Below are 22,736 nucleotides of genomic sequence, written 5' to 3' on the forward strand. Positions count from 1 at the left end.
CACCCTCATCAGCCCCGAACACCGAGCCTAGGAACAGCCATGTCTACGCCCAGCCTTCGCAGCAGAATCACTCGCGGACTCACCGCGGGAACCGTCCTCGCCTCCCTCGCCGGTGGTCTCGCGGCCTGCGGCGGCGACAGCGACGCGGCCACCACGTCCGGCAGTGCCGCCTCCGGCACGGTCACCGTGGGCGCTCTCTCCCTCGGTGCCGCCAAGGAGGCGACGCTCAAGGTCGCCGAAGTGAAGTCCATCAGTGCCGAGTTGCCCAAGGCGACAGCGAAGAGCGGCAAGCTGGAGATCGGCGTCGGCTTCCTGCCCGCCGGTTCCCCGCCGCTCGGCTACGTCGGCTCGGACCAGAAGACCCTCACCGGTTCGGAGACCGACATCGCCCGCCTGGTCGCCGCCGTCCTCGGCCTCAAGCCCGAGCTGAAGAACTCCACTTGGGAGAACCTCTTCATCGGCCTGGACAGCGGCAAGGTCGACGTCGCCTTCTCCAACGTCACCGACACCGAGGAGCGCAAGGCGAAGTACGAGTTCGCCTCCTACCGCGAGGACAACCTCGGCTTCGCGGTGAAGGCCGACAACTCCTGGAACTTCGACGGCAATTACGAGAACCTCGCCGGCAAGACCGTCGCCGTGGGCGCCGGTACCAACCAGGAGCGGATCCTCCTGGAGTGGAAGAAGAAGCTGGCAGCCGAGGGCAAGAAGGCGCTCACCGTCAAGTACTTCCAGGACAACAACAGCACCTACCTCGCGCTGGCCTCCGGGAAGATCGACGCCTACCTCGCCCCGAACCCCTCGGTCGCCTACCAGGTCTCCTCGACCAAGGGCACGGCGAAGGCGATCCGCAACGCGGGCACGTACTCCGGCGCCGGATCCTCCCTGCAGGGCCTGATCGCGGCCACCGCGAAGAAGGACAGCGGCCTGGCCAAGCCCCTCGCGGACGCCATCAACTACCTGATCAAGAACGGGCAGTACGCCAAGTGGCTGACCGCCTGGAACCTCTCCAACGAGGCCGTCGCCAAGTCCGAGGTCAACCCGCCCGGACTGCCCCTCAGCGACTCCTGACCCACCCTCTCGGCCAGGGGACCCCGTCGCGCCGCTACGGGGTCCCCACCCGCGCGACCAGTACTGGAGCCGTCACCCGATGTCTTCCACCGCCAGTATCGAAACCACCACGTCCCACATCCTGGACAACCCCGCCTGGGCCGCGCTCACCGGCCCGCACGCGCACTTCGCCGAGCGCGTCGGCTGCGCCGCCCGTTACCCCGTCGACGTCGCCGGCTTCAACGCCATCACCGACAACGACGACCCACGCGCCTGGGCGGACCTGGCCACCCTCGTCGGTCCCGGCGGCAGCGCCGCGGTGCGCGGGGTGAGCGAGACCCCGGACGGCTGGGAGATCGTCCGTTCCGGACAGGGCGTCCAGCTCGTGGACACCGGGCTGCGGGCCGAGCCCGCCCCCGAGGCCGTACTCCTCGGCCCCGACGACGTCCCCGAGATCCTCGACCTGGTCGCCCGCACCGAACCCGGCCCCTATCTGCCCCGCACCGTCGAGCTGGGCACCTACCTCGGCATCCGCCACGACGGCCGGCTCATCGCGCTCGCCGGCGAACGTCTCCACCCGCCCGGCTGGACCGAGATCAGCGCTGTGTGCACCGACCCCGACCACCGCGGCCGGGGCCTGGCCACCCGCCTGGTCCGCGCGGTCGCCGCCGGCATCAAGGAACGCGGCGAGCACCCCTTCCTGCACGCGGCGGCCAACAACACCAACGCGATCCGGCTGTACGAGTCGATCGGCTTCACCCTGCGCGCCCGTACCGTCTTCTCGCTCGTACGGCGCACCGGCCCGATCCCCGCCGCCTTTCCGGAAGAAACGGCATAGCTGTGCCGTTGTCGTCTTTGAAGCCGGACTCCGTGGAGGTGGAGCACATGTGTGGAGCGTCCATCGTTCACGTGTGTCTCACCACGCGGCAGCACATAGACCTGCTGCGCGTGGCCGGCGCGCTCTGTCGCCCCTGACGCCGTTGCCCAGCCGCCGTGCGCCCATATCCAGGGGCCGGCGATCTCGTACGGACCTCCAGGAAGGCACCACTCGTGTCATCGACCTCCCCTTCTCCGCTGCATCTCGCCGTCGCCCTCGACGGCACCGGCTGGCACCCGGCCTCCTGGCGCGAGCCGGTGGCCCGGCCCCGGGACCTGTTCACCGCCGCGTACTGGGCCGACCAGGTCGCCGAGGCCGAGCGCGGTCTGCTCGACTTCGTGACCTTCGAGGACGGCCTCGGCCTCCAGTCCTCGCACTACGGCGACCTGGACGGCCGCACCGACCAGGTCCGCGGCCGCCTCGACGCCGTGCTCATCGCGGCCCGCATCGCGCCGCTCACCAGCCACATAGGTCTGGTCCCGACGGTGGTGTCCACGCACACAGAGCCGTTCCACATATCCAAGGCGATCGCCACCCTCGACTACGTCAGCACCGGCCGCGCCGGTGTACGGGTGCAGCTCTCCGCCCGGCCGCACGAGGCCGACCACTTCGGACGGCGCACCTTCGAGCCGATCAGCCTGGAGAGCCTGCGGACCCCGGCCGGACAGGAGCGGCTCGCCGAGCACTTCGACGAGGCCGCCGACTACATCGAGGTCGTGCGCCGGCTCTGGGACAGTTGGGAGGACGACGCCGAGATCCGGGACACCGCCACCGGCCGCTTCGTCGACCGCGAGAAGCTGCACTACATCGACTTCGAGGGCCGGCACTTCAGCGTCAAGGGCCCCTCCATCACACCCCGGCCGCCGCAGGGCCAGCCGGTCGTCAGCTCTCTGGCCCACCAGACCGTCCCGTACCGGCTGGTGGCCCGTGCCACCGACATCGGCTACGTCACCCCGCACGACACCGACGACGCGCGCGCGATCGTCGCGGAGATCCGCGCCGAACAGCAGGCCGCCGGCCGCGCCGACGAGCCGCTGCACATCTTCGGCGACCTGGTGGTCTTCCTCGACGACGACGAAGCCACCGCGGTCGCCCGCCGCGAGCGGCTCGACGCCCTCGCGGGGGAGCCGTACACCAGCGACGCCCGCATCTTCGCCGGTACGCCCGCCCAACTCGCGGACCTGCTCCAGGAGTTGCAGTCGGCCGGGCTGACCGGCTTCCGGCTGCGGCCCGCCGTCGCCGGACACGACCTGCCGGCGATCACCCAGGGCCTGGTCCCCGAACTCCAGCGCCGGGACGCCTTCCGCCGTGCCTACGAGGCCGACACCCTGCGCGGCCTGCTGGGGCTCGCCCGCCCCGCCAACCGCTACGCCGCTGCCGCGGCCACCGCCTGAGCCGGAGGACCGTACGACATGAGCAAGCCCCTGAAGCAGATCCACCTGGCCGCGCACTTCCCCGGTGTCAACAACACCACCGTGTGGAGCGACCCCGCGGCCGGCAGCCACATCGAGTTCAGTTCCTTCGCGCACTTCGCGCGGACGGCCGAACGCGCCAAGTTCGACTTCCTCTTCCTCGCCGAGGGCCTCAGGCTGCGCGAACAGGGCGGGAAGATCTACGACTTGGACGTGGTCGGCCGCCCCGACACCTTCACGATCCTCGCCGCGCTCGCCGCCGTCACCGAGCACCTCGGCCTGACCGGCACCATCAACTCCACCTTCAACGAGCCCTATGAAGTGGCCCGCCAGTTCGCCAGCCTCGACCACCTCTCCGGCGGTCGTGCGGCCTGGAACGTCGTCACCTCCTGGGACGCGTTCACCGGCGAGAACTTCCGCCGGGGCGGCTTCCTGCCGCAGGACGAGCGCTACTCCCGGGCCAAGGAGTTCCTCGCCACCACCAACGAACTCTTCGACTCCTGGCACGGCGACGAGATCCTCGCCGACCAGGCGAGCGGCACCTTCCTGGCCGACGCCAAGGCCGGGGCCTTCGTCCACCAGGGCCAACACTTCGACATCCAGGGTCAGTTCAACGTCCCGCGCTCCCCGCAGGGCCGCCCGGTGATCTTCCAGGCGGGTGACTCCGACGAGGGCCGTGAGTTCGCCGCGTCCAGTGCCGACGCCATCTTCAGCCGGTACAGCACCCTCACCGAGGGCCAGGCCTTCTACACCGACGTGAAGTCCCGCCTCGCCAAGTACGGCCGCAGGTCCGACCAGTTGCTGATCCTCCCGGCCGCTACCTTCGTGCTCGGCGACACCGACGCCGAGGCGGAAGACCTCGCGAAGGAGGTGCGCCGCCAGCAGGTCAGCGGCGCCACGGCCATCAAGCACCTGGAGTTCGTCTGGAACCGGGACCTGTCCTCCTACGACCCGGACGGCCCGCTGCCCGACATCGACCCGGACGTCAGCGAGAACCACATCTCCAAGGGTCGCGCCCAAGTCCGCATGTACCGCGACCCGTTGGCCACCGCCCGCGAGTGGCGCGAGCGGGCCGCCGCCAACAACTGGTCCATCCGCGACCTGGTCATCGAGACCGGCAACCGGCAGGCCTTCATCGGCTCCCCGTCCACCGTCGCGAAGACCATCAACGACTTCGTGCAGGCCGACGCCAGCGACGGCTTCATCCTCGTCCCGCACATCACGCCGACCGGCCTCGACCCCTTCGCCGACAAGGTCGTCCCGCTGCTCCAGGAACAGGGCGTCTTCCGCACCGAGTACGAGGGCCCGACCCTGCGCGACCACCTCGGCCTCGCCCACCCCGACGAGGTACGCGAGGAACGGGCGGCGTCGTGAAGTTCCTCGCGATCACCCTCATCGTCCACCGCCCCGACCCGGTCACGGGCATACGGAAGCCGACCCACGAACGCTTCCGCGAGGTCCTCGAAAACGCCGTGCTGGCCGAGGAGTTGGGCTTCGACGGGTTCGGCGTGGGGGAGCGGCACGAGCGCCCCTTCATCTCCTCCTCGCCGACCGTCGTCCTCAGCCACATAGCCGCGCTCACCCGCCGCATCCGCCTCTTCACGGCGGTCACCACGCTGAGCCTCCTCGACCCGGTCCGGGCCTACGAGGACTACGCCACGCTCGACCATCTCTCCGGCGGCCGCCTGGACCTGATCATCGGCAAGGGCAACGGCACGGCCCAGCGCGAGCTGTTCCACGTCACGCCCGAGGACCAGTGGGAACGCAACGCCGAGAGCTACGAGGTGTTCCGGCAGCTCTGGCGGCAGGACAGGACGACGGCGAAGACCCGCTTCCGCCCGGAACTGAAGGACGCCGAGGTCTGGCCGAGGCCGTACCAGCAGCCGATCCGGGTCTGGCACGGCAGCGCGACGAGCAAGGAGAGCGTCGACCTGGCCGCCCGCTACGGCGACCCGCTGTTCTCCGCGAACGTCACCAACCCCATAGAGCCCTATGCCGAGTTGATCCGCTACTACCGCGAACGCTGGGAGCACTACGGCCACGACCCGGCGGACATCGCGGTGGGCGCGGGCACGGCCGGCCTCTACGTCGCTCCGACGACCCAGGAGGCGCTGGCCGCCTACCGCCCGGTCTTCGAGAGCAACCTCGCCTTCCAGAAACAGATCGGCCTGCCCATCGTCTTCGAGACCCTGGAGGACTACGTCGAGCGCAGTTCCGCGCTGATCGGCAGTCCGCAGCAGGTCATCGACAAAGTGCACCGCTACCACGAGCAGTTCGGCCACACCGTGCTCCATCTCCACGCGGACGCCAGCGGCTTGACGGACGGTCAGCACCGGGACTCGCTGGAACTGTTCCAGTCGGCGGTGACTCCCGTGCTGCGCAAGGACATTCCGGACCCGCCGTTCGCCTGGGGACCCGTCCTGCCCGAGGCCGAGTCCGAGGCCGAGCCCGTGTCCGTCGGCCACTGAGGAGTGAGCACGTGCCCCACATCCCGCTCGGCGTCCTCGACCTGGTCCCGATCTCCTCCGGCTCCACCGCGCCCGAAGCGCTGCGCAACTCCATCGAACTCGCCCAGCGGGCCGAGGAGTTCGGCTATGCCCGCTACTGGTTCGCCGAGCACCACCTCAACCCGGGCGTGGCGGGCACGTCCCCCGCGGTCGTCCTGGCGCTGACGGCCGCAGCGACCTCCACGATCCGGCTCGGCTCCGGCGCCGTCCAACTAGGCCACCGCACCGCGCTGTCCACGGTCGAGGAGTTCGGCCTGATCGACGCGCTCCACCCCGGCCGCTTCGACCTGGGCCTGGGCCGCTCTAGCGGCCGACCGTCGCCCCCGCTGCCGTCGGCGACCCCGGTCGTCGACGGCCGGGCCCCCAACGGACTGCGCATCCCGCCCCGTTTCTCCTTCGAGTTCCTCCTCGGCTCACCCAGGATCGCCCTCCAGCGCCAACTGCTCCTGCTGCCCAACGCCAAGTCCCAGGAGTACGGCGAGCAGATCGCCGACGTCCTCGCGCTGCTGGCCGGCACCTACCGTTCCCCGGACGGCGTCGAAGCACATGTCGTACCGGGCGAGGGCGCCGACGTGGAGGTGTGGATCCTGGGCAGCAGCGGGGGCACGAGCGCGGAGGTCGCGGGCCGCAACGGCCTGCGGTTCGCGGCGAATTACCACGTCAGCCCCGCCACCGTCCTGGAGGCGGCGGACGGTTACCGCGCCGCGTTCCAGCCCTCCGACGTCCTCGACAAGCCGTACGTCAGCGTCTCCGCCGATGTCGTCGTCGCCGAGGACGACGAGACCGCCCGCGAACTTGCCACCGGCTACGGCTTGTGGGTGCGCTCCATCCGTACGGCGCGGGGCGCCATCCAGTTCCCGACCCCCGACGAGGCACGCGCCCACGTGTGGACCGACGAGGACCGCGAGCTGGTCCAGGACCGCGTCGACACCCAGTTCGTCGGTTCACCCGGCCGGGTCGCCGACCACCTGGAACAACTCCAAGAGGCCACCGGCGCCGACGAGTTGCTCATCACCACCATCACCCACGACCACACGGACCGGGTGCGGTCGTACGAGCTCCTCGCCCGGGAATGGCGCCGACGGGGTCACTCCTCCCAGTCGAGCTGATGCTCCGGAGTCCCCACCGACCGCCCGTACGCGACCGCTTCGGCGCGGCCGACTTCGTCGCCGCGCCGATAGCGGAACACTCTTCCGGCGAAGACGACCACCCGCTCATCGCCGACCGTGAAGTCGGCGTACCAGCCGTTGGCCGGCTCCAGAGCAGCGGCGAGCGCGTCCGCGATCGGACCTGCGGCACTGTCGTCGTCGGCCTCCCACTCGACGAACGTCCAGGCGTCGGGCTGCCCGGCCGTCGCACTCGCCGAGTTGTCGACCCGCTCGACCTTGCGGATGCGCAGCCCGTGCGGCGCGAACACGGCACCGGGGCGCAGGCTCTCGCCGAGAACGTAACCCGTGATCATGACCCGTCTCCTTCTCGACTCCGAACGGCTCTCTGCCATGATCGATACCATGGCCGTACGTATCGAGTCCGCCGATGTCACCGACCTCCACCAGGTCCTGGAGGACCACCCCCGCTACTGGGGAGAGCGTGACCTCCGCGCGCTCCATCTCACCGCGCTGGTGCGGGAGTTCGGATCCACCTGTCTGGTCGCCCGCGCCGACGACGGCATCCGTGGGTACCTCTTCGGGTTCGTGACGCCCGACCACACCGGATACGTGCACCTGGTGGCGACCCGGGACGATGCCCGCGGCACCGGTCTCGGCCGCAGCCTGTACACGGCCTTCGTCGAGGCGGCCGGACGCCAGGGCGCGGTCCGCCTCAAGGCCATCACCTCGGTCACCAACGAGGGTTCGATCGCCTTCCACCGCAGCCTGGGCTTCGACGCGCGCACTGTGGAGGACTACGACGGCTCGGGCCGACCCCGCGTCGTCTTCACCCGCGAACTACCGTCCGGTCAGGGCTTCGAGAAGCGAAGCCAGTGAGTCCTCCGGTCGCTGTTCCGCGGTGTCGACCACGATGCGGTCGCGGTTCCACGGCTCGTACTCCCGGCCGACGACCTGCTCCCAGTCGGGCAACGGCAGATCCGGGATGTCGACCGACCGCGAGGCCACGCGCCGCCGGTGCTCGTCCGGGTCGGAGCAGACGATCTCGATCTCCACGGCGGGCACACCCGCCCGCACAGCCGTGTCGCGCCAGGCATCCCGCGTGACGGTCAGCGGATTGACGGACTCGGCGAGCACGGTCAGCCCCTGCCGCAGATGTTCCTCGGCCAGGGCGTATCCCACGAGGTAGCCCACCGGACCCACCGGATGACGGGCCACCCCGGAGCGGACGATGGCCTGCTCGATGGTGTCGACCCGGAGGTGGACGGCACCGGTGCGGGCCGCGAGGAGACGCGCCAGTGTGGTCTTGCCGGTGGCAGGGAGGCCGCCGATGCTGATCAGCATGCCGGTACCCGGCGCCGCAGCAGATCCAGCAGTCGCCGTCCGCTCTCCCCGGCGAACCACTCCGCGTGCCCCACGTAGTACTCGTACGCCAACCGGGTGTTCTCCGCCGATCGCGTGACGCCGTGGAAGTAGCCCAGCTCGGAGAGCGCGAACTCGGCGTGGACCAGGGGGAGTAGCGCCGGGAGCGCCTTCGACTCGGCCGGGCTGAGCGGGCGTACGGACCGGTAGCCGTCGAGGAGCGCGACGGCGTCCGCCTCGCGGACCGGGAAGCCGGGCTGGAGCCACTGGACCGTGTTGCGTTCGATCGCGGTGGCCAGGTCGTGCACGGCCGTCGTGCGGTCGCTCATGCCGAAGTCGAGGGCCGTCGCGACCGAACCGTCCTCGTTCCAGAGGAGGTTGGAGGCATGCCAGTCATTGTGGGTCCACAGAGGGGCCAACTCCGGGAGGTGCGGGGCCAGTTCCTCGTACAGCGGGAGTAGGGCACGCCGTGTGTCCTCCCGCCACGGGAACTCCGCCAGCCCCTTTGCCAGGTGGGGGCGCTCGGCCACGTACCGCTCCAGCTCCGCCTGCGGATCGGCCGAGGCGAACACCGTGAACGACGCGACCAGCGGCTGTACTTGGCGGTGCGGGGCGTCGAAGCCCTCCGCCGCCAGGTGCAGGCGGGCCAGCGCCTCGCCGGCCGCGCGGGCGTGGGCGGAGGTGCGGAACGGGGACCAGGACAGGGCGTCGCGGTAGAGGTCCGTGCCGGCGCCGGTCGAGTGCACCTCGTAGGTCCACTCGCCGCGCGTCGCCGCGTTCAGCACCTCGACCACCGGGGCGCCGCGCCGCCGTAGATGCCGTAGGAAGGCGTGTTCCTCGGACAGGCCCTCGATCGTGCGGACCGTGGTGTGGTGGCGTTTCACGAAGAGGCGGCGGCCCGAGCGTTCCACCACGGCCGCCGCCGACAGGGGGCGTGGGCTGCGCCAGACCACCCGGGCCGGGCCCACGATGTCCGTGACCTCGGTGTCCGTCAGGGGTGGCCAGTCCGGTTCGACCGGGTCGGTGCCCAGGCCGTGGGCGAGGTGTGAACTCACGCTGTCTTCACCGCCGTTGTGCCGCGCAGGGCGTCCAGGACGCGGCGCTCGGTCGACGCGAAGTCCGGGTTCGTGAAGTCGTCCGCGCCGCGTGGGCGGGGCAGCGGGACCTCGACGCGGTCGACGATCGTGGCCGGGCGGGGAGACAGGACGTGGACCGTGTCCGCGAGCAGGACCGCCTCGCGGATGTCGTGGGTGACCAGGACGACCGTCCAGCGGTGGCGTTGCCACATGCCGGCCAGCCACAACTGCATCTCGGTGCGGGTGAGCGAGTCGAGCGCGCCGAACGGTTCGTCGAGCAGGAGGACCGGTCGCTCCAGGACCACCGTGCGCAGCAGGGCCGCGCGTTGCCGCATACCGCCGCTGAGTTGGGACGGGTACGCCTTCTGGAAGCCGTCGAGGCCGAAGTCCGCGAACAGGGCGTCGGCCCGCCGCCGTGCCTCCTTCTTCCTGACTCCCTGCGCCTCAAGGCCCAGTGCCGTGTTGTCGAGCACGGTCCGCCAGGGGAAGAGGAGGTCCTTCTGGGGCATGTAGGCGACCTTGCCGGACTCCACTCCGGCCGGCTCGCCCTCCACCAGTACCTGGCCCGACGTGGGACGGTCTAGGCCGGAGACCAGGTTGAACAACGTGCTCTTGCCGCTGCCGCTCGGTCCGATGACGGCCGCGAACTCGCCCGGCTCCACGGCGAGTTGAAGGTCTCGCAGCACCTCCAACGGGCCGAAGGACTTGCCGACGCCCTCGATGCGCAGACTGCTCATGACGACCTGTCCTCCTTCAGCGCCCGTTCCCACGGGAGTACCAGCCGTTGCAGCAGATAGGTCGCCCCGAACAGGGCGATGCTGAGCGCGGCCGTCACCGCGACCGCCGCGAACACCAGGTCCGTGCGGAACGCGCTCTTCTGCGCCTGCATATAGATCCCGAGGCCCGCCTCCGCGCCCGCGTACTCGGCGAACACGGCGCCGACGACGGCGTAGGTGATGCTCACGCGCAGCCCGGCGAAGAAGTACGGCATCGCGCTCGGCACCCGGACCAGCCGGAACGTCCGCCGGCGGCCCGCGCCCAGGGAGCGCAGCAGCCGCATCGCTTCGCGGTCCGTGGCCGCGAAGCCCGCCGCGAGGTTCGCGGCGAGCGGGAAGAACGTCGTCAGGGTCACCACCAGCATCTTCGGCAGCAGTCCGAAGCCGAACCAGATGATCAGCAGCGGTGCCACCGCCACGATCGGGATGGTCTGCGAGGCGACGAGCAGCGGATACAGGCCCCGGCGAGCCGCCGAGGAGAAGTCGAGGAGGACGGCGACCAGCCAGGCCGCCGCGAACGACAGCGCGAAGCCGAGCAGCGTCTCCTGGAGGGTGGGCAGCGTCTGGTCCCACAGGTCCTGGCGGTTCAGCCAGCCCTGCTCCACCACCCGGGCGGGGGAGGGGAGCGTCGTGGGATCGACGCCGGCGGCGGTGACGTAGAGCTGCCAGCCGCCGAGGACCACGGCGAGGACGAGGAGCGGCGGCCACAACGACCGCAGGAGCGGCCTCACTTGGCGTCCGGGAGATAGGCGTTGGTGAAGAAGGTCGACGCCTTCGGGGCGGACGTCAGCTTCTTGCCGTCGGCGTCGACCAGCAGGCCCGCCTTGTACTCGAAGTCCGCGAAGGCCTGCCAGCGCTCCGCGCTCTGTGTGCCGATCGAACCGTCCGCGCCCTTGTAGTACTCCTTGGCCAGCAGCGCCTCGCTCTCCTTCACCAGCTCGGTGTTGGTGAGGACGCTCTTGTTCGCCGAGATCAGCAAGTCGGCCGCCTGGGAAGGGTGTTCGGCGGCGTAGCGGTAGCCCTTGTCGACGGCCGCCAGGAACTTCTTCGCGGTCTGCGGGTTCTTCTTCAGGAACTGGTCCGAGGACGCGACGAGCGTCGAGTAGATCGCCGGGAAGCCGTAGTCGGAGAGCTGGAAGTTCTTCAGCGGCTTGCCGCTCAGCTTTGCCTCCAGGCCCTCCCAGGTCGGCATCGGCATCGCGAAGTCCGCCTTGCCCGCGTAAAGCGCCGCGTACGCGGAGGTATTGAGGGTGACCTGCTTGAAGTCGCCCTCGCCGCCCGCGTTCTGGATCACCTTCTGCAGCAGTGGCTTCTCGTACGGCGCGCCGAAACCGGCGTACGTCTTGCCGTCCAGGTCCTTCGGCGAGGTGATGTCGGACCGGTCGGCGCGCACGGCGATCGTCACGTCCGTCTTCTGCGTCACCGCGTAGACGGAGGTGATGTCCTGGCCGGCCGCCCGCGCGGTGGTGATGCCCTCCTGGTACGAAATCCCGAAGTCCGCCTTGTGGTTGGCGATCAGGGTCTCGGGCGCGGTCGAACCGTACGGCACGATCTTCACGTTGATCCCGGCGGCCTTGAACCAGCCCTTGGCCTGAGCGACATAGATGCCGGTGTGGTTGGTGTTGGGCGTCCAGTCCAGGGCGAGCGTGACGGTCGTGGTGCCGTCCTTCGCGGCGGCCGTGGAGTCGGCGGAGCAGCCGGTGGCGGCGAGGAGGGCGGTCGCGGCCATGGCGGTCAGGGCGGTACGGCGCTGCATGTCGGGTCCTTCGAGGGGTGGGAGGGCTGGCGGGTCGGTCCGGTCAGGGCCGACACAGCGCGCTGCCCACCCGCATGAAGTCGACGGCGAGACGCCGGGTCAGCGTCCGCGCCTGGCAGGCCAGGGCTCTCATGTGGCCACGTCCAGCAGGCCGTTGGTGAAGGACTTGGCCCAGTCCCGGTCGTCCGGGATGGCGCCGTTCTCGGCGAGCCAGTGCGCGTAGGGGCCCATCCGGCCCTCGTCGATCACACCCCAACGCCCCTCCGCGTCCGTCCAGGTGGGCGCGATCAGCGCCAGGGAGCGGGCGATCAGCGGGCGCGGGAAGTACGGGATGACCCGCTCCAGCAACTCCAGCGTGGCATCGGCCTCTTGGGCGGCGGCCGCGTAGCCGCGGGCCGTGACGGCGAGGAAGTCCCGTACGAGGGAAGGGTGTTGGTCGAGCAGTGTCTCGTTCGTGCCGAGCAGATAGCTGTGGTAGCTCGGGGCGCCGATCTCGTCGACCGGCCAGGTGAGGCGCTGCTCCTCGGGCAGATCGCCGCGCAGCGCGTCCCAGGACCAGTAGTTGCCGAAGGTCGCGTCCGCCTCGCCCGCCACGATGTCGTCGACGGTCAGCTCCCGCGCGCCGGCGTCGATCCCGATCACGGCGTCCGGGTCGCCGCCGTCGGCGGCCACCAGATGGCGCACCATGGCCCGGCCGCGCGGGGTCGGGTTGAAGGCGATACGGCGGCCGGCCAGGTCGCGGGGGCGGGTGATGCCGGTCGAGGTGGTGGTCTGGATCGCCTCCAGGCCCCGGTGGTTGATCGCGGACACGGCGATCAGCGGCTGGCCGTGCTCCGCGCGCCGGGCCAGCAGCCGGTTCGGCGGGAAGATCCCGAAGTCCACCTCGCCCCGCGCCAGGTACTCCAGCGTGTCCCCGCGTCCCGGATCCTGGACCACCAGCTCGACGTCGAGACCGGCCTCGGCGTACCAGCGGCGGGCACGGGCGACGTACAGACCGGCAGAATTGGGCCACGGGTGGAAATAGTCGAGCATGACCCGTATGTGAGGCATGGGGGTACTCCGGGAGGTGCGCAGGCGTGACGGCGCCTGAAGGGAGGGGAGAGGGGGTGCGCGAAGGCGGTGGATCAGTGCATGCGACAACAACAGGAGCGGCGCGCCGGGGAGTTGACCACCGGGTGCTGGGGCTCGACTGCTGCAGACACGTGAACTCCTACGCGGGCGCTGAGGCGCGAGTGGTGCGGTCGGCGTCCCCATGGGGGCCGGACTCTCGACGAGCCGGTCCCAGACGCCCTCTCAGCCCAACCGGGTAGGGGCTCCCGCGTAGATGGCCGAACGATAACCGCACTACCCGGATTCTGTGCAAGCACGGTCCGAAATATGGGACGTGCATGCCCGAGGAGTGAGACGCCCAGGTCGCGGGCGTACGATCGGCGGCCATGACCACCTCCCTGCTGCCCGGCCCACTGGTCGACGACACCTGGCTCGCCGCACATCTCGACGATCCCCGGCTGGTCGTCCTCGACGCCACCGCGCTGCTGCCCTCACCCCGCGAGGACGGTGACCACCGCTCCGCGAGTGGCCGCGGGACCTGGGCCGAACGGCATCTCCCCGGGTCGCGACACGCCGACCTGACCGGCGACCTCTCCGACCACGACGCGCCGTACCACTTCGCCGTGCCGTCCCCCGAGGCCCTCGCCGCCGCACTTGCCGAGCTGGGCGTCGGGGAGGGCAGCGAGGTCGTCTCCTACGACAGCGGGGGCGGCATCTGGGCGGCGCGGCTGTGGTGGATGCTCCGGGCGATCGGCGTACCGGCGGCGGTCCTGGACGGCGGTCTCGAAGCGTGGGCGACGGCCGGCCGGCCGCTGGCCGCCGGGGACGACACCGACCAGGCGCCGGCCGTCCGCCCCGTGACCCCCGTCGTACGACCGGACCTGTGGGCCGGCATCGAGGACGTCGCCGCCGTCAGCCGCGGCGAGCGCCCCGGCACCCTCGTGTGCGCGCTGCCCACCGGCGGCTACGACGGCTCCGTGCCCACCCGCTACAGCCGCCGCGGCCACATCCCCGCCAGCCGCAGCCTCCCGGGCCGGGGCCTCCTCGACGCGTCCGGACGCGTGCTGCCCCTCGAAGAACTCGCGGCGCGGGTCGGCGCGGTCCTCGACACCGAGGACTCGCCGGTCGTCCTGTACTGCGGCGGCGGCATCTCGGCCGCGGGCGCCGCATTCGCGCTCACCCTGCTCGGCCGTACGGACATCTCCGTCTACGACGGTTCGCTGGAGGAGTGGTCCAAGGACCCTGTCAGGCCACTGGAGTCGGGGACCTGAGCGACCACGCCCCCGGAAACGGCGTGGTCGCGGATGTCTCCCTCCCCCGAAGGCGACATCCGCGACCATTCCCCCGGCGCCGGACTGATGGTCCGTTCGCCCGCGTGCGGCTGTACACATGCTGTTACCAGCACATCACCGCGGTTTCCCCCGAACCCCACGTGGAGTACAGGCGCACACGGACGAAGTAGCGGCGGCCCTTGACGAGCCGGACCTTGAGTGTGGCGTTGTGCGGCGTGCCCCCGTCGTCCTGACCGGCGAGGAAACGCGGTTCGCCGTCCCGTTCCTCGAAGACCACGACGACCGCGTCGCTGTCCCCGAAGGTGCCGACGGCGTACTCGCGCGTCTGCGTCGGCTCGATGGCGAAGTCGGCCTGCTCGCCCGGTCCCAGGCGCAGCGGCGCCGACCGGAACGGCACCAGCTCGGCCGGCCGGGGAGGGCCGGCGGGCGGGTACCGGCGCAGGACGAACTCCTTGTCGGAGGGGGAGAGGCTGCCGTGCGGGTGCAGACCCGTGCGGTACTCCTCCGGCTCCAGGATCAGTCCCGACGCGAACGGGTACTCCATGACCGACTGCGGGTCCCAGACGGAGCCGTTGACCTCGTCCGGGTCGAGCTTGCGCAGGATGTTGAAGAGCGTCTTGTCCCGGCTCCAGAAGTTCGGCGGGCCCGACAACTCGGCGTACACGGCCTCGTCGTCCCAGTGGATACCGGCGAACGGGCTCTGGTGCTCGTGCAGCAGACCCAGCGCGTGCCCGATCTCGTGCAGGGCCGTGCAGCGCTGCCCAGGCGCGGTCAGATCCCAGCCGAAGTTCATGGTGCGGTCCGACAGACCGACCGTGAGCGCGTCGCGGCCGACCGTCGACCAGGAACCGTCACCGGGCTGGAACCCGATGCGCAGCTCCGCCTCCGACCGGTCGCCGACCTCGGCGAAGCCGAGCCCGATGCCGAGGCCCTGCCACTCACGGAAGCACTCGCGTACGACGTCCTGCTGCTCCTTGGCGCCGCCCCACGGCACCCGCCGCAGCTCGCCGGTCCCGGGAACCGGGATGACGGAGCTGTCGGTGGCGGCCGAGTTCTCGGGGTTGCCGGCGTCGAAGAAGTAGTAGTGCAGGACTGTGCCGTTGACCCACATCCGGCTGCCGCCGATGAGCGCACTGCGCCGCTCTGCGGCCAGTCCCGGTCGGAACTCCGGGGCCGGCTGCTGCGCGAGGGAGCAGTAGCGAGCGGTCATGCGACCAGATTGCCGTCGACCGTTCCCGGGCGCCTGAGTCGAGGGCTACTCAAGTCACCCTGTATCAAGGGTGAGTAGCCGGAGTCATATGTGCGTGATGACTTTCGAACAGGATGCGAAGACCCTGGAACTGCCCTGGCCGTTCGCCGGCCGGGAGGACGAACTCGAGCTCATCCGCGGCTCGTTGACGGCCGGCCGACCCGGCATCGTGGTGACAGGTCCGGCCGGCCGGGGCAAGACCCGGCTGGTCACCGAGGCCGTCCGGGGCAGCGACTGCGCCAAGGTCACCGGGACGCCGGAGACGCGCGGGATCGCCTTCGCCGCGTTCGCGCACCTGCTCCCCGAGCGCGTCACCCTGCACCGCGCGGTCCAACTCCTGTCCGGCGTCCGGCTGTTGCTCGTGGACGACGCCCATCTGCTCGACGGCTCCTCGGCCGCCCTCGTCCACCAGCTCGCCGTGCACGGCCGCACCCGTCTGGTGGTCGTGGTGACCGACGGCGACCCGGTACCCGGAGCGGTGTCGCGCCTGTGGACCGGCGAACTGCTGCCGCGCCTCGCGCTGGAGCCGCTGCCCCGCGAGGAGACGGCGCAGTTGCTGGCCCTCGGCGCCGGCGGCCCGCTGGAACCCCTCACCGTGAACCGCCTGTACGGCCTCTGCCAGGGTGATCTGCGCCTGCTGCGCGACCTGTTCGGAGCGGTGCGCGAGCACGGGCTGCTGACCCGGGCGACCGACTCCGGCGAGTGGACCTGGCGCGGGCCGGTCCCGGTCACCGCGACGGTCCGCGAACGCACCGCACAGGTCCTCGCCCGCACCGGCCCCGAGGACCGTGAGAACCTCGAACGCCTCGCGTTCGCCGAGCCGTTGGCGGCGCCCCTGGACGACTTCGACCTCGACGTCCTCGAACGCCTGGAGACCGAGGCCCTGATCCGCGTCGACGACCGGGGTGCCGTCCGCCTCGCCCACCCGCTGCACGGCCCCGCGCTGCGCGCCGCGGCCGGCCGGCTCCGGGCCCGGCGGCTGGCCCGCACCCCGGACCAGTGCGCCCCGGCCCTCGCGGCCGAACGGGCCGCGCTGAGCGACCGCATCGACCGCACCGACGTACGCCCGCTGCCGACACCCGTGGGGGAGTGGCTGGTGGCGGAGGGCGCACCCGTACCGGCCGGGTACGCCGCAGTCCGCGCCCGGTTCGCGAGGCTGCGGGGCGAACTGCGCGAGGCGGCGGCCTGGGCGCGGGAGGGACTGCGGGAGTCCCCGGGGGACCGTGCCAGCGCGGTCGAACTCGCCCTGGCCGCCGCCCAGTCGGGCGATGTCCCCGCCACCGACGAGGCCTTGGCCCACCCCGCGCCGGGCGACGCGGGCGGCTGGCTCGCGGCGGCCCGGGGCGATGCGGAGGCGGCGCGCGAGACCGCGGCCGACCGGTGGAGAGAGGGCGAGGAGAGCCGCGGCCCCACCGCCGAGGACGGCAGGCCCGCCGCGTACGTCCTCTACGACGCCGTACGCCTCGGTGCTCCCGAACAGGTCGCCGGACGGCTCGCCCGGCTGCCCGGCGACGGACCGGCCGTCCTCGCGAGGCACGCGGAGGCGTTGGTCGAGGGAGACGGACCCGCGCTGGACAAGGTGGCAGGGGAGTTGGAACAGCGGGGCTTCCTGCTCTTCGCGGCCGAGGCGCACGCCCAAGCGGTCCGCGCCCACCGCGACCCCCGCGCCGCCCGCATGTCCCGCACCCGCGCGGTCGCCCTCGCCCGCCGCTGCCAGGGCGCCCGCACCCCGGCCCTGTCCGGCCTGGTCCTCGGTGAACTCACCGCCCGCCAGCGGCAGATCGTCACCCTCGCCGCCGCGGGCCTCAGCAACCGCCAGATCGCCGAACGCCTCACCCTCTCCGTCCGCACCGTCGGCAACCACCTCTACAGCGCCTACGCCCGCCTCGGCGCGAGCGACCGCGGCGCACTCCCGTGGCTGGTGGAACTGCCGACGGCGCAGTCGGCCTGAGCGGCGGGGGCGGTTGGCGTCCGGGCTTGCCCGCGCGGCGGGATGATCGGCGGCCGGGCTTGCCCGCCCGGCAGAACGGTCGACGGCCCGGCTCGCCCGCCCGGCGAGGAGGGTCTACGGCCTGGCCTGCCTACTCGGCGGGTCAGGCCGTCGCGAAGGCCGTGAAGCCCACGCGGTCGCCTGGTGTCGCGTCCCCTGGCAGTGCCGCCCGGGCGTTGCGCAGGGCCTTCGCCAGGGACAGGCGAGCCGTCCCGACGGCCCGGCCCGGCCGCCCGGCGGAACGATCGACAGCCCGGTCCGCCCGCCCGGCGGGTCAGGCCGTCGCGAAGGCCGTGAAGCCCACGCGGTCGCCTGGTGTCGCGTCCCCTGGCAGTGCCGCCCGGGCGTTGCGCAGGGCCTTCGCCAGGGACAGGCGAGCCGTCCCGACGGCCCGGCCCGGCCGCCCGGCGGAACGATCGACAGCCCGGTCCGCCCGCCCGGTGGGTCACGCCGCCCCGAACGCCGTGAACGCCCACCCCGTCGCCTGATGCGTCGCGTCCCCCGGCAGGGCGGCCCGGGCGTCGCGCAGGGCCTCCGCCAGGGACAGGCCCGCGCTGAGCCCCTTGTGCAGGGTGAGCATCAGCGGGACCACCGCCGCGTCGTTGACCGGGGCGCTGCTCGCCACCACGCCCGCCGTGCCCAGGGGGAGCAACGCCGTGACGAGGCCCAGGAGTTCATCGGCTCCCACCGAGGCCAGGCGGGCGGTTTCGCAACTGGAGAGAATGATCCGGTACGGGCTGCGGGCGAGGCGTTCGAAGTCGTGGACGATGAGCGGGCCGTCGGCCATGCGCAGCGACGAGAACAGCGGACTGTCCGCGCGGAACGTGCCGTGGGCCGCGATATGGGCCAGGGTCGCGCCGTCCAACTCGGCCAGCACCCGGGGGACTTCGGCACCGTCGTGCTCCAGGACCGTGGGCCGCCTGCCGTACCGGCCGGCCAGGTCCGGGACCTCGGCGCCGCCGGTCGCGAGGCCGGGCCCGCGCACCAGGACGTGCCGATCGCCGGGCGGCGGTTCGGTGTCCAGCGCGCGCAGCCAACCGCCCGCCGACGGCGACACACTGAGCACCCGCTCGCGCAGCGAGGGCAGCAACGCCCAGGGGACGCGGTGGAGTCGGCCCGGCGGAACCACCACCACCGGCCCGGAGCCCAGGTGTTGAGCGGCCTCGCCGAGAAGCAGCTCCTCCAGACGCCGGCCCGCCGCCTCCACCACCGGGAGCCTGGCCTCCGCCCCGGGATGCGCCAGCCGCCGTAGCCCCGCCTGTACGTGCTCCGCCTCGGCCATCGCCTCCGCGAGCAGGCCCGCCTCGAAGCGGCGGACCCGGCCCGCCCCGCACAGCAGGGCGTGCACCCGGCCGTCCACGACGGCGAGTTCGACCAGCCGGCCCGTACCGAGGCGGGCCAGCAGGCGGGACGGATCGAAGCGGTCGCCCTCGCCGGGGGCGTCACCGCGCATATGGAGGGTGCGGGAGCGGATCTCCCGCTCCAGGCGCCGCTGTTCACGCTCCAGGGCCGGCACCGGACGGCCCTCCATGCGGGCCTGCTCCGCGCGGGCGGCGATCTCGCGGAACGCCGTCAGGTCGGTGAGCAGCACCGGGTCGGCGGGCGGTCGGGTGGGCGGAGTGGACAGCGCGGTCGCCCGCCAGCGCTCGCTCCACACCAGCAGCCGCCGCGGACCGCCGGAGACCAGGCTCGCCCGCTGGGCCAGCGCCGCCAGTTCGGCGCCCTGCGCGGTCGCCCGCGCCCGCAACTCCGAGGCGCCCAGGGTCGTGCGGTGATCGTCCAGCACGTCGAGGCCGCGCCGGCACGCCTCCAGCACCCCGCGACCGGAACCCGCGGCCTGCGCGCGCAGCGCCTGCGCCGCCCAGCCGGTCATCCGGGCCAGCGGCGGGCCGCCGCGTCTGCTGCGGGCGGCCACCGCCAAGTGCCGCTCCGCGTCCGCCGTCCAGCCCAGTTCCAGCGCTATCCGGCCCGCGAGCAGCGAGGCCTCCGGAGCGGACGGCGAGCCGAAGCCGGCCAGCCGGTCGGCCACCGCGGCGGCGTCCGCCACCAGCCGCCCCGACGCCCGCCCGGCCGCCAACCGGGCCTCGATCAGCACCAGTTGGGCATGCGTCTGCCACCAGGTGCGCCGCTGTGCGGCGAACAGCCGGACCGCCACGGCCGCGCGCGCGATCGCCGTCTGTGGATCGTCCGCGAGCCGCGCGGCCCGGGCGGCCACGAGCAGCAACTCCGCCTTGCGGGTGGACTGACCGCCGATGCCGTCGAGCAGCCCGACCGCCGTGTCCGCGTGCGCCAGCGCCTCCCCGGCCAGCCCCGCGCTCATCAGCACCTCGCAGCGGCGGACGGTCAGCATGAAGCTCGGGGTGGCCAGCTTGGCGTACATCTCCTGTGCCTCGTCGAGCAGTTGGAGCGCCACCGGGATGTCGCCCGAGCGGAACGCGGCCAGCCCCCGGCTCTCCACCGCGTCCGCCTTGTCGTGCTCCTGGCCGGTGGTCTCCCACAACAGCTCGGCCGCCGTGAAGTCGGCGTCGGCCCGGTCCACCGCGCCCAGCGCGAGATGCACGGTCGCGCGCAGGGTGAGCGCCCGCGCCGTCCAGATCGTGTCGTCCACCTGCCGCAGCACGGGAATCGCCCGCCGTACGTCGTCCAGCGCCTCCCGGTGACGGCCCAGCACCCACCAGACGTACGCCCGCCGGAACAGGACCCGCGCCCGGGTCTGTCCCGTGCCCCGGGCGATGCCCCGCTCGAAGGCCGCCAGACCCTGCCGGGTACGGCCGGCGTGCACCAACGCCACACCGAGCGTGCCGAGGACGTCCGCCTCCCGGTCCGCCGAATCCGCGCGGGCCGCCAGGTCGCGGGCGCGCCGCAGATGCCGCAGAGCGAGCCGTAGATCGCCGAAGTCCCGCTGCCAGATGCCGATCACGTGATGCGCCACGGAGGCCTGGAACGGCGTCGGACCGCCGTCGAGGACCTCCCGCGCACCGGCCAGCGCCTCGCTCGGAGCCGCGAACACCATCGGCAGGAGGTCGAGAACCGAGTCGCTTCCCGCTGTCACTCCTCCCATGCTAGTGGTCCCGGTTGCACACCACACAGGTTTGGTGCTGTATCAAGTAGCGGTCCGGCGGCTCTGATTGACGACCGCCGCCGTAGTGGGAGGACACGCAATGGCACCACAGCGATTCCACGAGCAGTTCGACCAGATCCAACGCTCGATGCCCGACATCCCCCTGGCGATGGGGCCGGACGACTCCGCCGAGTTCTTCTACGAGAAGGGCGTCGTGCTCGCCCGCGACGGCGAGGAGGCCCGCCTCGTCGAGGACACCGTCCGCACGCACTTCACCGCCGCCCCCGACCTCACCCCGGACTCCGTGCGCCGGGCGGGCCCCGAGACCAACCGGTCCGGCATCACCCGCATCCAGGTCGGCGACCCGGGCCAGGGCGACCGGCGCGCCGACCACGCCGTGGCGAACGCGCTGCGCGCCCTGCGCGAACCGGAAGGCCGCGCCGGCCGCCGGCTGGTCAGCCGCAACCACGTGGTGTCGATCGCCGTGAACGCCTGTCCCGGCGACGAACCCGTGCCCGCCCCGCGCTCCGAAGGGGCCAACCCGGCGCCCGCGGAAGCCGGTTACGACCCCGACTCCGCCGTCGGCGTCCTCGTCATCGACACCGGCCTCATGCACGACTACCGGTCCTACCCGCTGCTGGCCCACGTCCAGGGCGACGCGCAGATCAGGGAGACCGACGACGCGGGGGTGCTCCAACAGTACGTAGGGCACGGCACGTTCATCGCCGGGCTCGTCGCGGCCGTCTCGCCCAACACCGAGGTGACGGTCCGCAACACCCTCAACGACGCGGGCGCCATTCTCGAATCCGACTTCGGCGAGGCCCTGTTCGCCGCCGTCGACCAGAACGGCTGGCCCGACGTCATCAGCCTCTCCGCCGGCACCTCCAACGGCCGCACCGACGGACTCCTCGGCGTCGAGGGCTTCATGCAGGCCCTGCGCGGACAGCGCACCCTCCTCGTCGCCGCCGCGGGCAACAACGCCAGCGCCAGCCCGTTCTGGCCCGCCGCCTACGCCGACCTGCCCGACTACCAGGACGTCGTCCTCTCGGTCGGCGCGCTGCGCAGCGACGGGGAGTTCGGCGCCTGCTTCAGCAACCACGGCGCCTGGGTCAAGGCCTACGCTCCCGGCGAGCGGCTCATCGGCCCCCTCACCGGCTTCGACACCCCCACGCCGTACGCCTACCAGCACACCACCTACGACGCCTGCCGGTTCGGCTTCACCTACACCTGCACCTGCCAATCGCCCGCCCACAAGGGCGTGTTGAGCCAGGCCGGGGACGCCGAGCCGGGCAGCCCGGACCAGGTGACCTTCGACGGGTTCGCGCACTGGAGCGGCACCTCGTTCGCCGCGCCCGTCGCCGCCGGCATGGTCGCCGCCTTCATGACGGCGAACAAGGAGAGCGACGCGCGTGCCGCCCGCGGCCAACTCCTCGCGGCCAACACCGAGTACGCCGAAGTGCGCGGGGCGCATGTACCGGCGCTGCGCCCACCCACCTGGCGCCCGGTGCCCGTCGTACCGCTCTCCCCTCCGGCATGAGGGCCGGAACCGTCCCCTCCACGGCGTACGATGACATGCCGTACACGAGGGGTGGCACTGTGGACCGTGCAGAGGTCGGCGCGCTCGTCCAGTCCGCCGTCGACGGCGACGCGGCGGCCTGGAAGGCGCTCGTGGAGGGTCTGAGCCCACTGGTCTGGTCCGTGGTGCGCGCCCACCGGCTCTCCGACGCCGACGGCCACGAGGTGTACCAGACCGTGTGGTTGCGCTTCTCCCAGCATCTGCGGCGCATCCGGGAACCCGAGAAGGCCGGCTCCTGGCTGGCGTCCACCGCGCGCAACGAATGCCTGAAGGTGATCAAGAGCCTACGGCGGCTGATGCCCACGGACGATCCCCAACTCCTCGACCGCGTCAGCGAGGAGCGCACCCCCGAGCAGTCGCTGATCGACTCGGAGGAGGCGGCCTCCGACGCCGAGCGCGTCCGGCGGCTGTGGCAGGAGTTCGAGGAACTGGGCGAAAGGTGCAGGCAGTTGCTGCGGGTACTGATGGCCTCGCCGCCGCCCAGCTATCTGGAGGTGTCCGCCGGGCTGGGGATCGCCGTCGGCAGCATCGGCCCGATGCGCCAGCGCTGCCTGCGCCGGCTGCGGGCCCGACTCGACGCCCGGGGGGCGGTGTGAACG

General features: G+C 72.0%; 20 protein-coding genes. 11 read left to right on the top strand and 9 right to left on the bottom strand.

Annotated elements, in window-relative coordinates; translation table 11 throughout:
* The first annotated feature begins 39 nt into the window (after positions 1 to 39).
* The 6 genes from OG223_RS45690 (at position 40) to OG223_RS45715 (ending at position 6,952) form a co-directional block, all read left to right on the top strand.
* A complete protein-coding gene (locus tag OG223_RS45690) occupies positions 40 to 1,068 on the top strand; it encodes an ABC transporter substrate-binding protein (protein WP_329262563.1) in 1,029 nt (342 codons plus the stop codon).
* Between the two features lie 79 nt (positions 1,069 to 1,147).
* On the top strand, positions 1,148 to 1,885 hold the full coding sequence (locus tag OG223_RS45695; RefSeq protein WP_329262566.1) for a GNAT family N-acetyltransferase: 738 nt from the start codon (positions 1,148 to 1,150) through the stop codon (positions 1,883 to 1,885).
* A gap of 212 nt (positions 1,886 to 2,097) precedes the next feature.
* The gene (locus OG223_RS45700; RefSeq protein WP_329262568.1) at positions 2,098 to 3,318 is read left to right on the top strand and encodes an LLM class flavin-dependent oxidoreductase; all 1,221 of its coding nucleotides are present in this window, start codon (positions 2,098 to 2,100) and stop codon (positions 3,316 to 3,318) included.
* An 18-nt stretch (positions 3,319 to 3,336) separates the two neighbouring features.
* Positions 3,337 to 4,710, top strand: coding sequence for an NtaA/DmoA family FMN-dependent monooxygenase (locus OG223_RS45705; protein WP_329262570.1), 1,374 nt, complete (start codon positions 3,337 to 3,339; stop codon positions 4,708 to 4,710).
* Positions 4,707 to 5,804, top strand: coding sequence for an LLM class flavin-dependent oxidoreductase (locus OG223_RS45710; protein ID WP_329262573.1), 1,098 nt, complete (start codon positions 4,707 to 4,709; stop codon positions 5,802 to 5,804). Before OG223_RS45705 ends, OG223_RS45710 begins: the two co-directional genes overlap by 4 nt.
* 11 nt (positions 5,805 to 5,815) lie before the next feature.
* On the top strand, positions 5,816 to 6,952 hold the full coding sequence (locus tag OG223_RS45715) for an LLM class flavin-dependent oxidoreductase (RefSeq protein WP_329262575.1): 1,137 nt from the start codon (positions 5,816 to 5,818) through the stop codon (positions 6,950 to 6,952).
* On the opposite strand, the gene OG223_RS45720 is transcribed toward OG223_RS45715, so the two are convergent.
* Entirely contained in the window at positions 6,931 to 7,305 is a 375-nt protein-coding gene (locus OG223_RS45720) for a hypothetical protein (protein WP_329262578.1), read from the bottom strand. The two genes, OG223_RS45715 and OG223_RS45720, sit on opposite strands and share 22 nt — an antisense overlap.
* A 49-nt stretch (positions 7,306 to 7,354) precedes the next feature.
* On the opposite strand from OG223_RS45720, the gene OG223_RS45725 reads away from it, so the two are divergent.
* Positions 7,355 to 7,828 carry a GNAT family N-acetyltransferase gene (locus OG223_RS45725; RefSeq protein ID WP_329262580.1) on the top strand — a complete coding sequence of 158 codons (474 nt, stop codon included), beginning with the start codon at positions 7,355 to 7,357 and terminating at the stop codon, positions 7,826 to 7,828.
* On the opposite strand, the gene OG223_RS45730 is transcribed toward OG223_RS45725, so the two are convergent.
* From OG223_RS45730 to OG223_RS45755, 6 genes are all read right to left on the bottom strand, one after another.
* Entirely contained in the window at positions 7,790 to 8,293 is a 504-nt protein-coding gene (locus OG223_RS45730; RefSeq protein ID WP_329262583.1) for an AAA family ATPase, read from the bottom strand. The two genes, OG223_RS45725 and OG223_RS45730, sit on opposite strands and share 39 nt — an antisense overlap.
* Entirely contained in the window at positions 8,287 to 9,366 is a 1,080-nt protein-coding gene (locus OG223_RS45735; protein WP_329262586.1) for a phosphotransferase enzyme family protein, read from the bottom strand. Before OG223_RS45735 ends, OG223_RS45730 begins: the two co-directional genes overlap by 7 nt.
* Entirely contained in the window at positions 9,363 to 10,124 is a 762-nt protein-coding gene (locus tag OG223_RS45740; protein ID WP_329262589.1) for an ABC transporter ATP-binding protein, read from the bottom strand. Before OG223_RS45740 ends, OG223_RS45735 begins: the two co-directional genes overlap by 4 nt.
* The gene (locus OG223_RS45745; RefSeq protein ID WP_329262592.1) at positions 10,121 to 10,894 is read right to left on the bottom strand and encodes an ABC transporter permease; all 774 of its coding nucleotides are present in this window, start codon (positions 10,892 to 10,894) and stop codon (positions 10,121 to 10,123) included. Before OG223_RS45745 ends, OG223_RS45740 begins: the two co-directional genes overlap by 4 nt.
* The gene (locus OG223_RS45750) at positions 10,891 to 11,919 is read right to left on the bottom strand and encodes an ABC transporter substrate-binding protein (protein ID WP_329262595.1); all 1,029 of its coding nucleotides are present in this window, start codon (positions 11,917 to 11,919) and stop codon (positions 10,891 to 10,893) included. Before OG223_RS45750 ends, OG223_RS45745 begins: the two co-directional genes overlap by 4 nt.
* 129 nt (positions 11,920 to 12,048) lie before the next feature.
* Positions 12,049 to 12,969, bottom strand: coding sequence for an ABC transporter substrate-binding protein (locus OG223_RS45755; RefSeq protein ID WP_329262598.1), 921 nt, complete (start codon positions 12,967 to 12,969; stop codon positions 12,049 to 12,051).
* 386 nt (positions 12,970 to 13,355) lie between these two features.
* Here OG223_RS45755 and OG223_RS45760 point away from each other — a divergent pair, with 386 nt between their 5' ends.
* Complete coding sequence (locus OG223_RS45760) at positions 13,356 to 14,240, top strand: sulfurtransferase (RefSeq protein WP_329262599.1); 885 nt, start codon at positions 13,356 to 13,358, stop codon at positions 14,238 to 14,240.
* Positions 14,241 to 14,364: 124 nt separating this feature from the next.
* Here the strand turns inward: OG223_RS45760 and absR1 are convergent, their stop codons facing one another.
* Entirely contained in the window at positions 14,365 to 15,471 is a 1,107-nt protein-coding gene (gene absR1 / locus OG223_RS45765) for a beta-glucuronidase AbsR1 (RefSeq protein WP_329262600.1), read from the bottom strand.
* A gap of 97 nt (positions 15,472 to 15,568) precedes the next feature.
* On the opposite strand from absR1, the gene OG223_RS45770 reads away from it, so the two are divergent.
* On the top strand, positions 15,569 to 17,461 hold the full coding sequence (locus OG223_RS45770) for a LuxR family transcriptional regulator AbsR2 (protein ID WP_329262603.1): 1,893 nt from the start codon (positions 15,569 to 15,571) through the stop codon (positions 17,459 to 17,461).
* Positions 17,462 to 17,945: 484 nt separating this feature from the next.
* Here the strand turns inward: OG223_RS45770 and OG223_RS45775 are convergent, their stop codons facing one another.
* Positions 17,946 to 20,561, bottom strand: coding sequence for a CHAT domain-containing protein (locus OG223_RS45775; protein ID WP_329262604.1), 2,616 nt, complete (start codon positions 20,559 to 20,561; stop codon positions 17,946 to 17,948).
* A gap of 100 nt (positions 20,562 to 20,661) precedes the next feature.
* On the opposite strand from OG223_RS45775, the gene OG223_RS45780 reads away from it, so the two are divergent.
* Positions 20,662 to 22,098, top strand: coding sequence for a S8/S53 family peptidase (locus tag OG223_RS45780; RefSeq protein ID WP_329262606.1), 1,437 nt, complete (start codon positions 20,662 to 20,664; stop codon positions 22,096 to 22,098).
* Positions 22,095 to 22,733, top strand: a complete 639-nt coding sequence (locus OG223_RS45785) for an RNA polymerase sigma factor (protein WP_329262608.1) — start codon at positions 22,095 to 22,097, stop codon at positions 22,731 to 22,733. The genes OG223_RS45780 and OG223_RS45785 overlap by 4 nt, the downstream gene beginning before the upstream one ends.
* The last annotated feature ends 3 nt before the right edge of the window (positions 22,734 to 22,736 follow it).

Origin of the sequence: Streptomyces sp. NBC_01478 (assembly GCF_036227225.1) — a bacterium.
Classification (GTDB): domain Bacteria; phylum Actinomycetota; class Actinomycetes; order Streptomycetales; family Streptomycetaceae; genus Streptomyces.

Bases quoted from the DNA above. Each gene is read 5' to 3' on its own strand.
- OG223_RS45690 (WP_329262563.1), top strand. From the start codon at position 40: ATGTCTACGCCCAGCCTTCGCAGCAGAATCACTCGCGGACTCACCGCG.
- OG223_RS45695 (WP_329262566.1), top strand. From the start codon at position 1,148: ATGTCTTCCACCGCCAGTATCGAAACCACCACGTCCCACATCCTGGAC.
- OG223_RS45705 (WP_329262570.1), top strand. From the start codon at position 3,337: ATGAGCAAGCCCCTGAAGCAGATCCACCTGGCCGCGCACTTCCCCGGT.
- OG223_RS45720 (WP_329262578.1), bottom strand. From the start codon at position 7,305: ATGATCACGGGTTACGTTCTCGGCGAGAGCCTGCGCCCCGGTGCCGTG.
- OG223_RS45725 (WP_329262580.1), top strand. From the start codon at position 7,355: ATGGCCGTACGTATCGAGTCCGCCGATGTCACCGACCTCCACCAGGTC.
- OG223_RS45730 (WP_329262583.1), bottom strand. From the start codon at position 8,293: ATGCTGATCAGCATCGGCGGCCTCCCTGCCACCGGCAAGACCACACTG.
- OG223_RS45740 (WP_329262589.1), bottom strand. From the start codon at position 10,124: ATGAGCAGTCTGCGCATCGAGGGCGTCGGCAAGTCCTTCGGCCCGTTG.
- OG223_RS45750 (WP_329262595.1), bottom strand. From the start codon at position 11,919: ATGCAGCGCCGTACCGCCCTGACCGCCATGGCCGCGACCGCCCTCCTC.
- OG223_RS45755 (WP_329262598.1), bottom strand. From the start codon at position 12,969: ATGCCTCACATACGGGTCATGCTCGACTATTTCCACCCGTGGCCCAAT.
- OG223_RS45760 (WP_329262599.1), top strand. From the start codon at position 13,356: ATGACCACCTCCCTGCTGCCCGGCCCACTGGTCGACGACACCTGGCTC.
- absR1 (WP_329262600.1), bottom strand. From the start codon at position 15,471: ATGACCGCTCGCTACTGCTCCCTCGCGCAGCAGCCGGCCCCGGAGTTC.
- OG223_RS45770 (WP_329262603.1), top strand. From the start codon at position 15,569: ATGACTTTCGAACAGGATGCGAAGACCCTGGAACTGCCCTGGCCGTTC.
- OG223_RS45775 (WP_329262604.1), bottom strand. From the start codon at position 20,561: ATGGGAGGAGTGACAGCGGGAAGCGACTCGGTTCTCGACCTCCTGCCG.
- OG223_RS45780 (WP_329262606.1), top strand. From the start codon at position 20,662: ATGGCACCACAGCGATTCCACGAGCAGTTCGACCAGATCCAACGCTCG.
- OG223_RS45785 (WP_329262608.1), top strand. From the start codon at position 22,095: ATGAGGGCCGGAACCGTCCCCTCCACGGCGTACGATGACATGCCGTAC.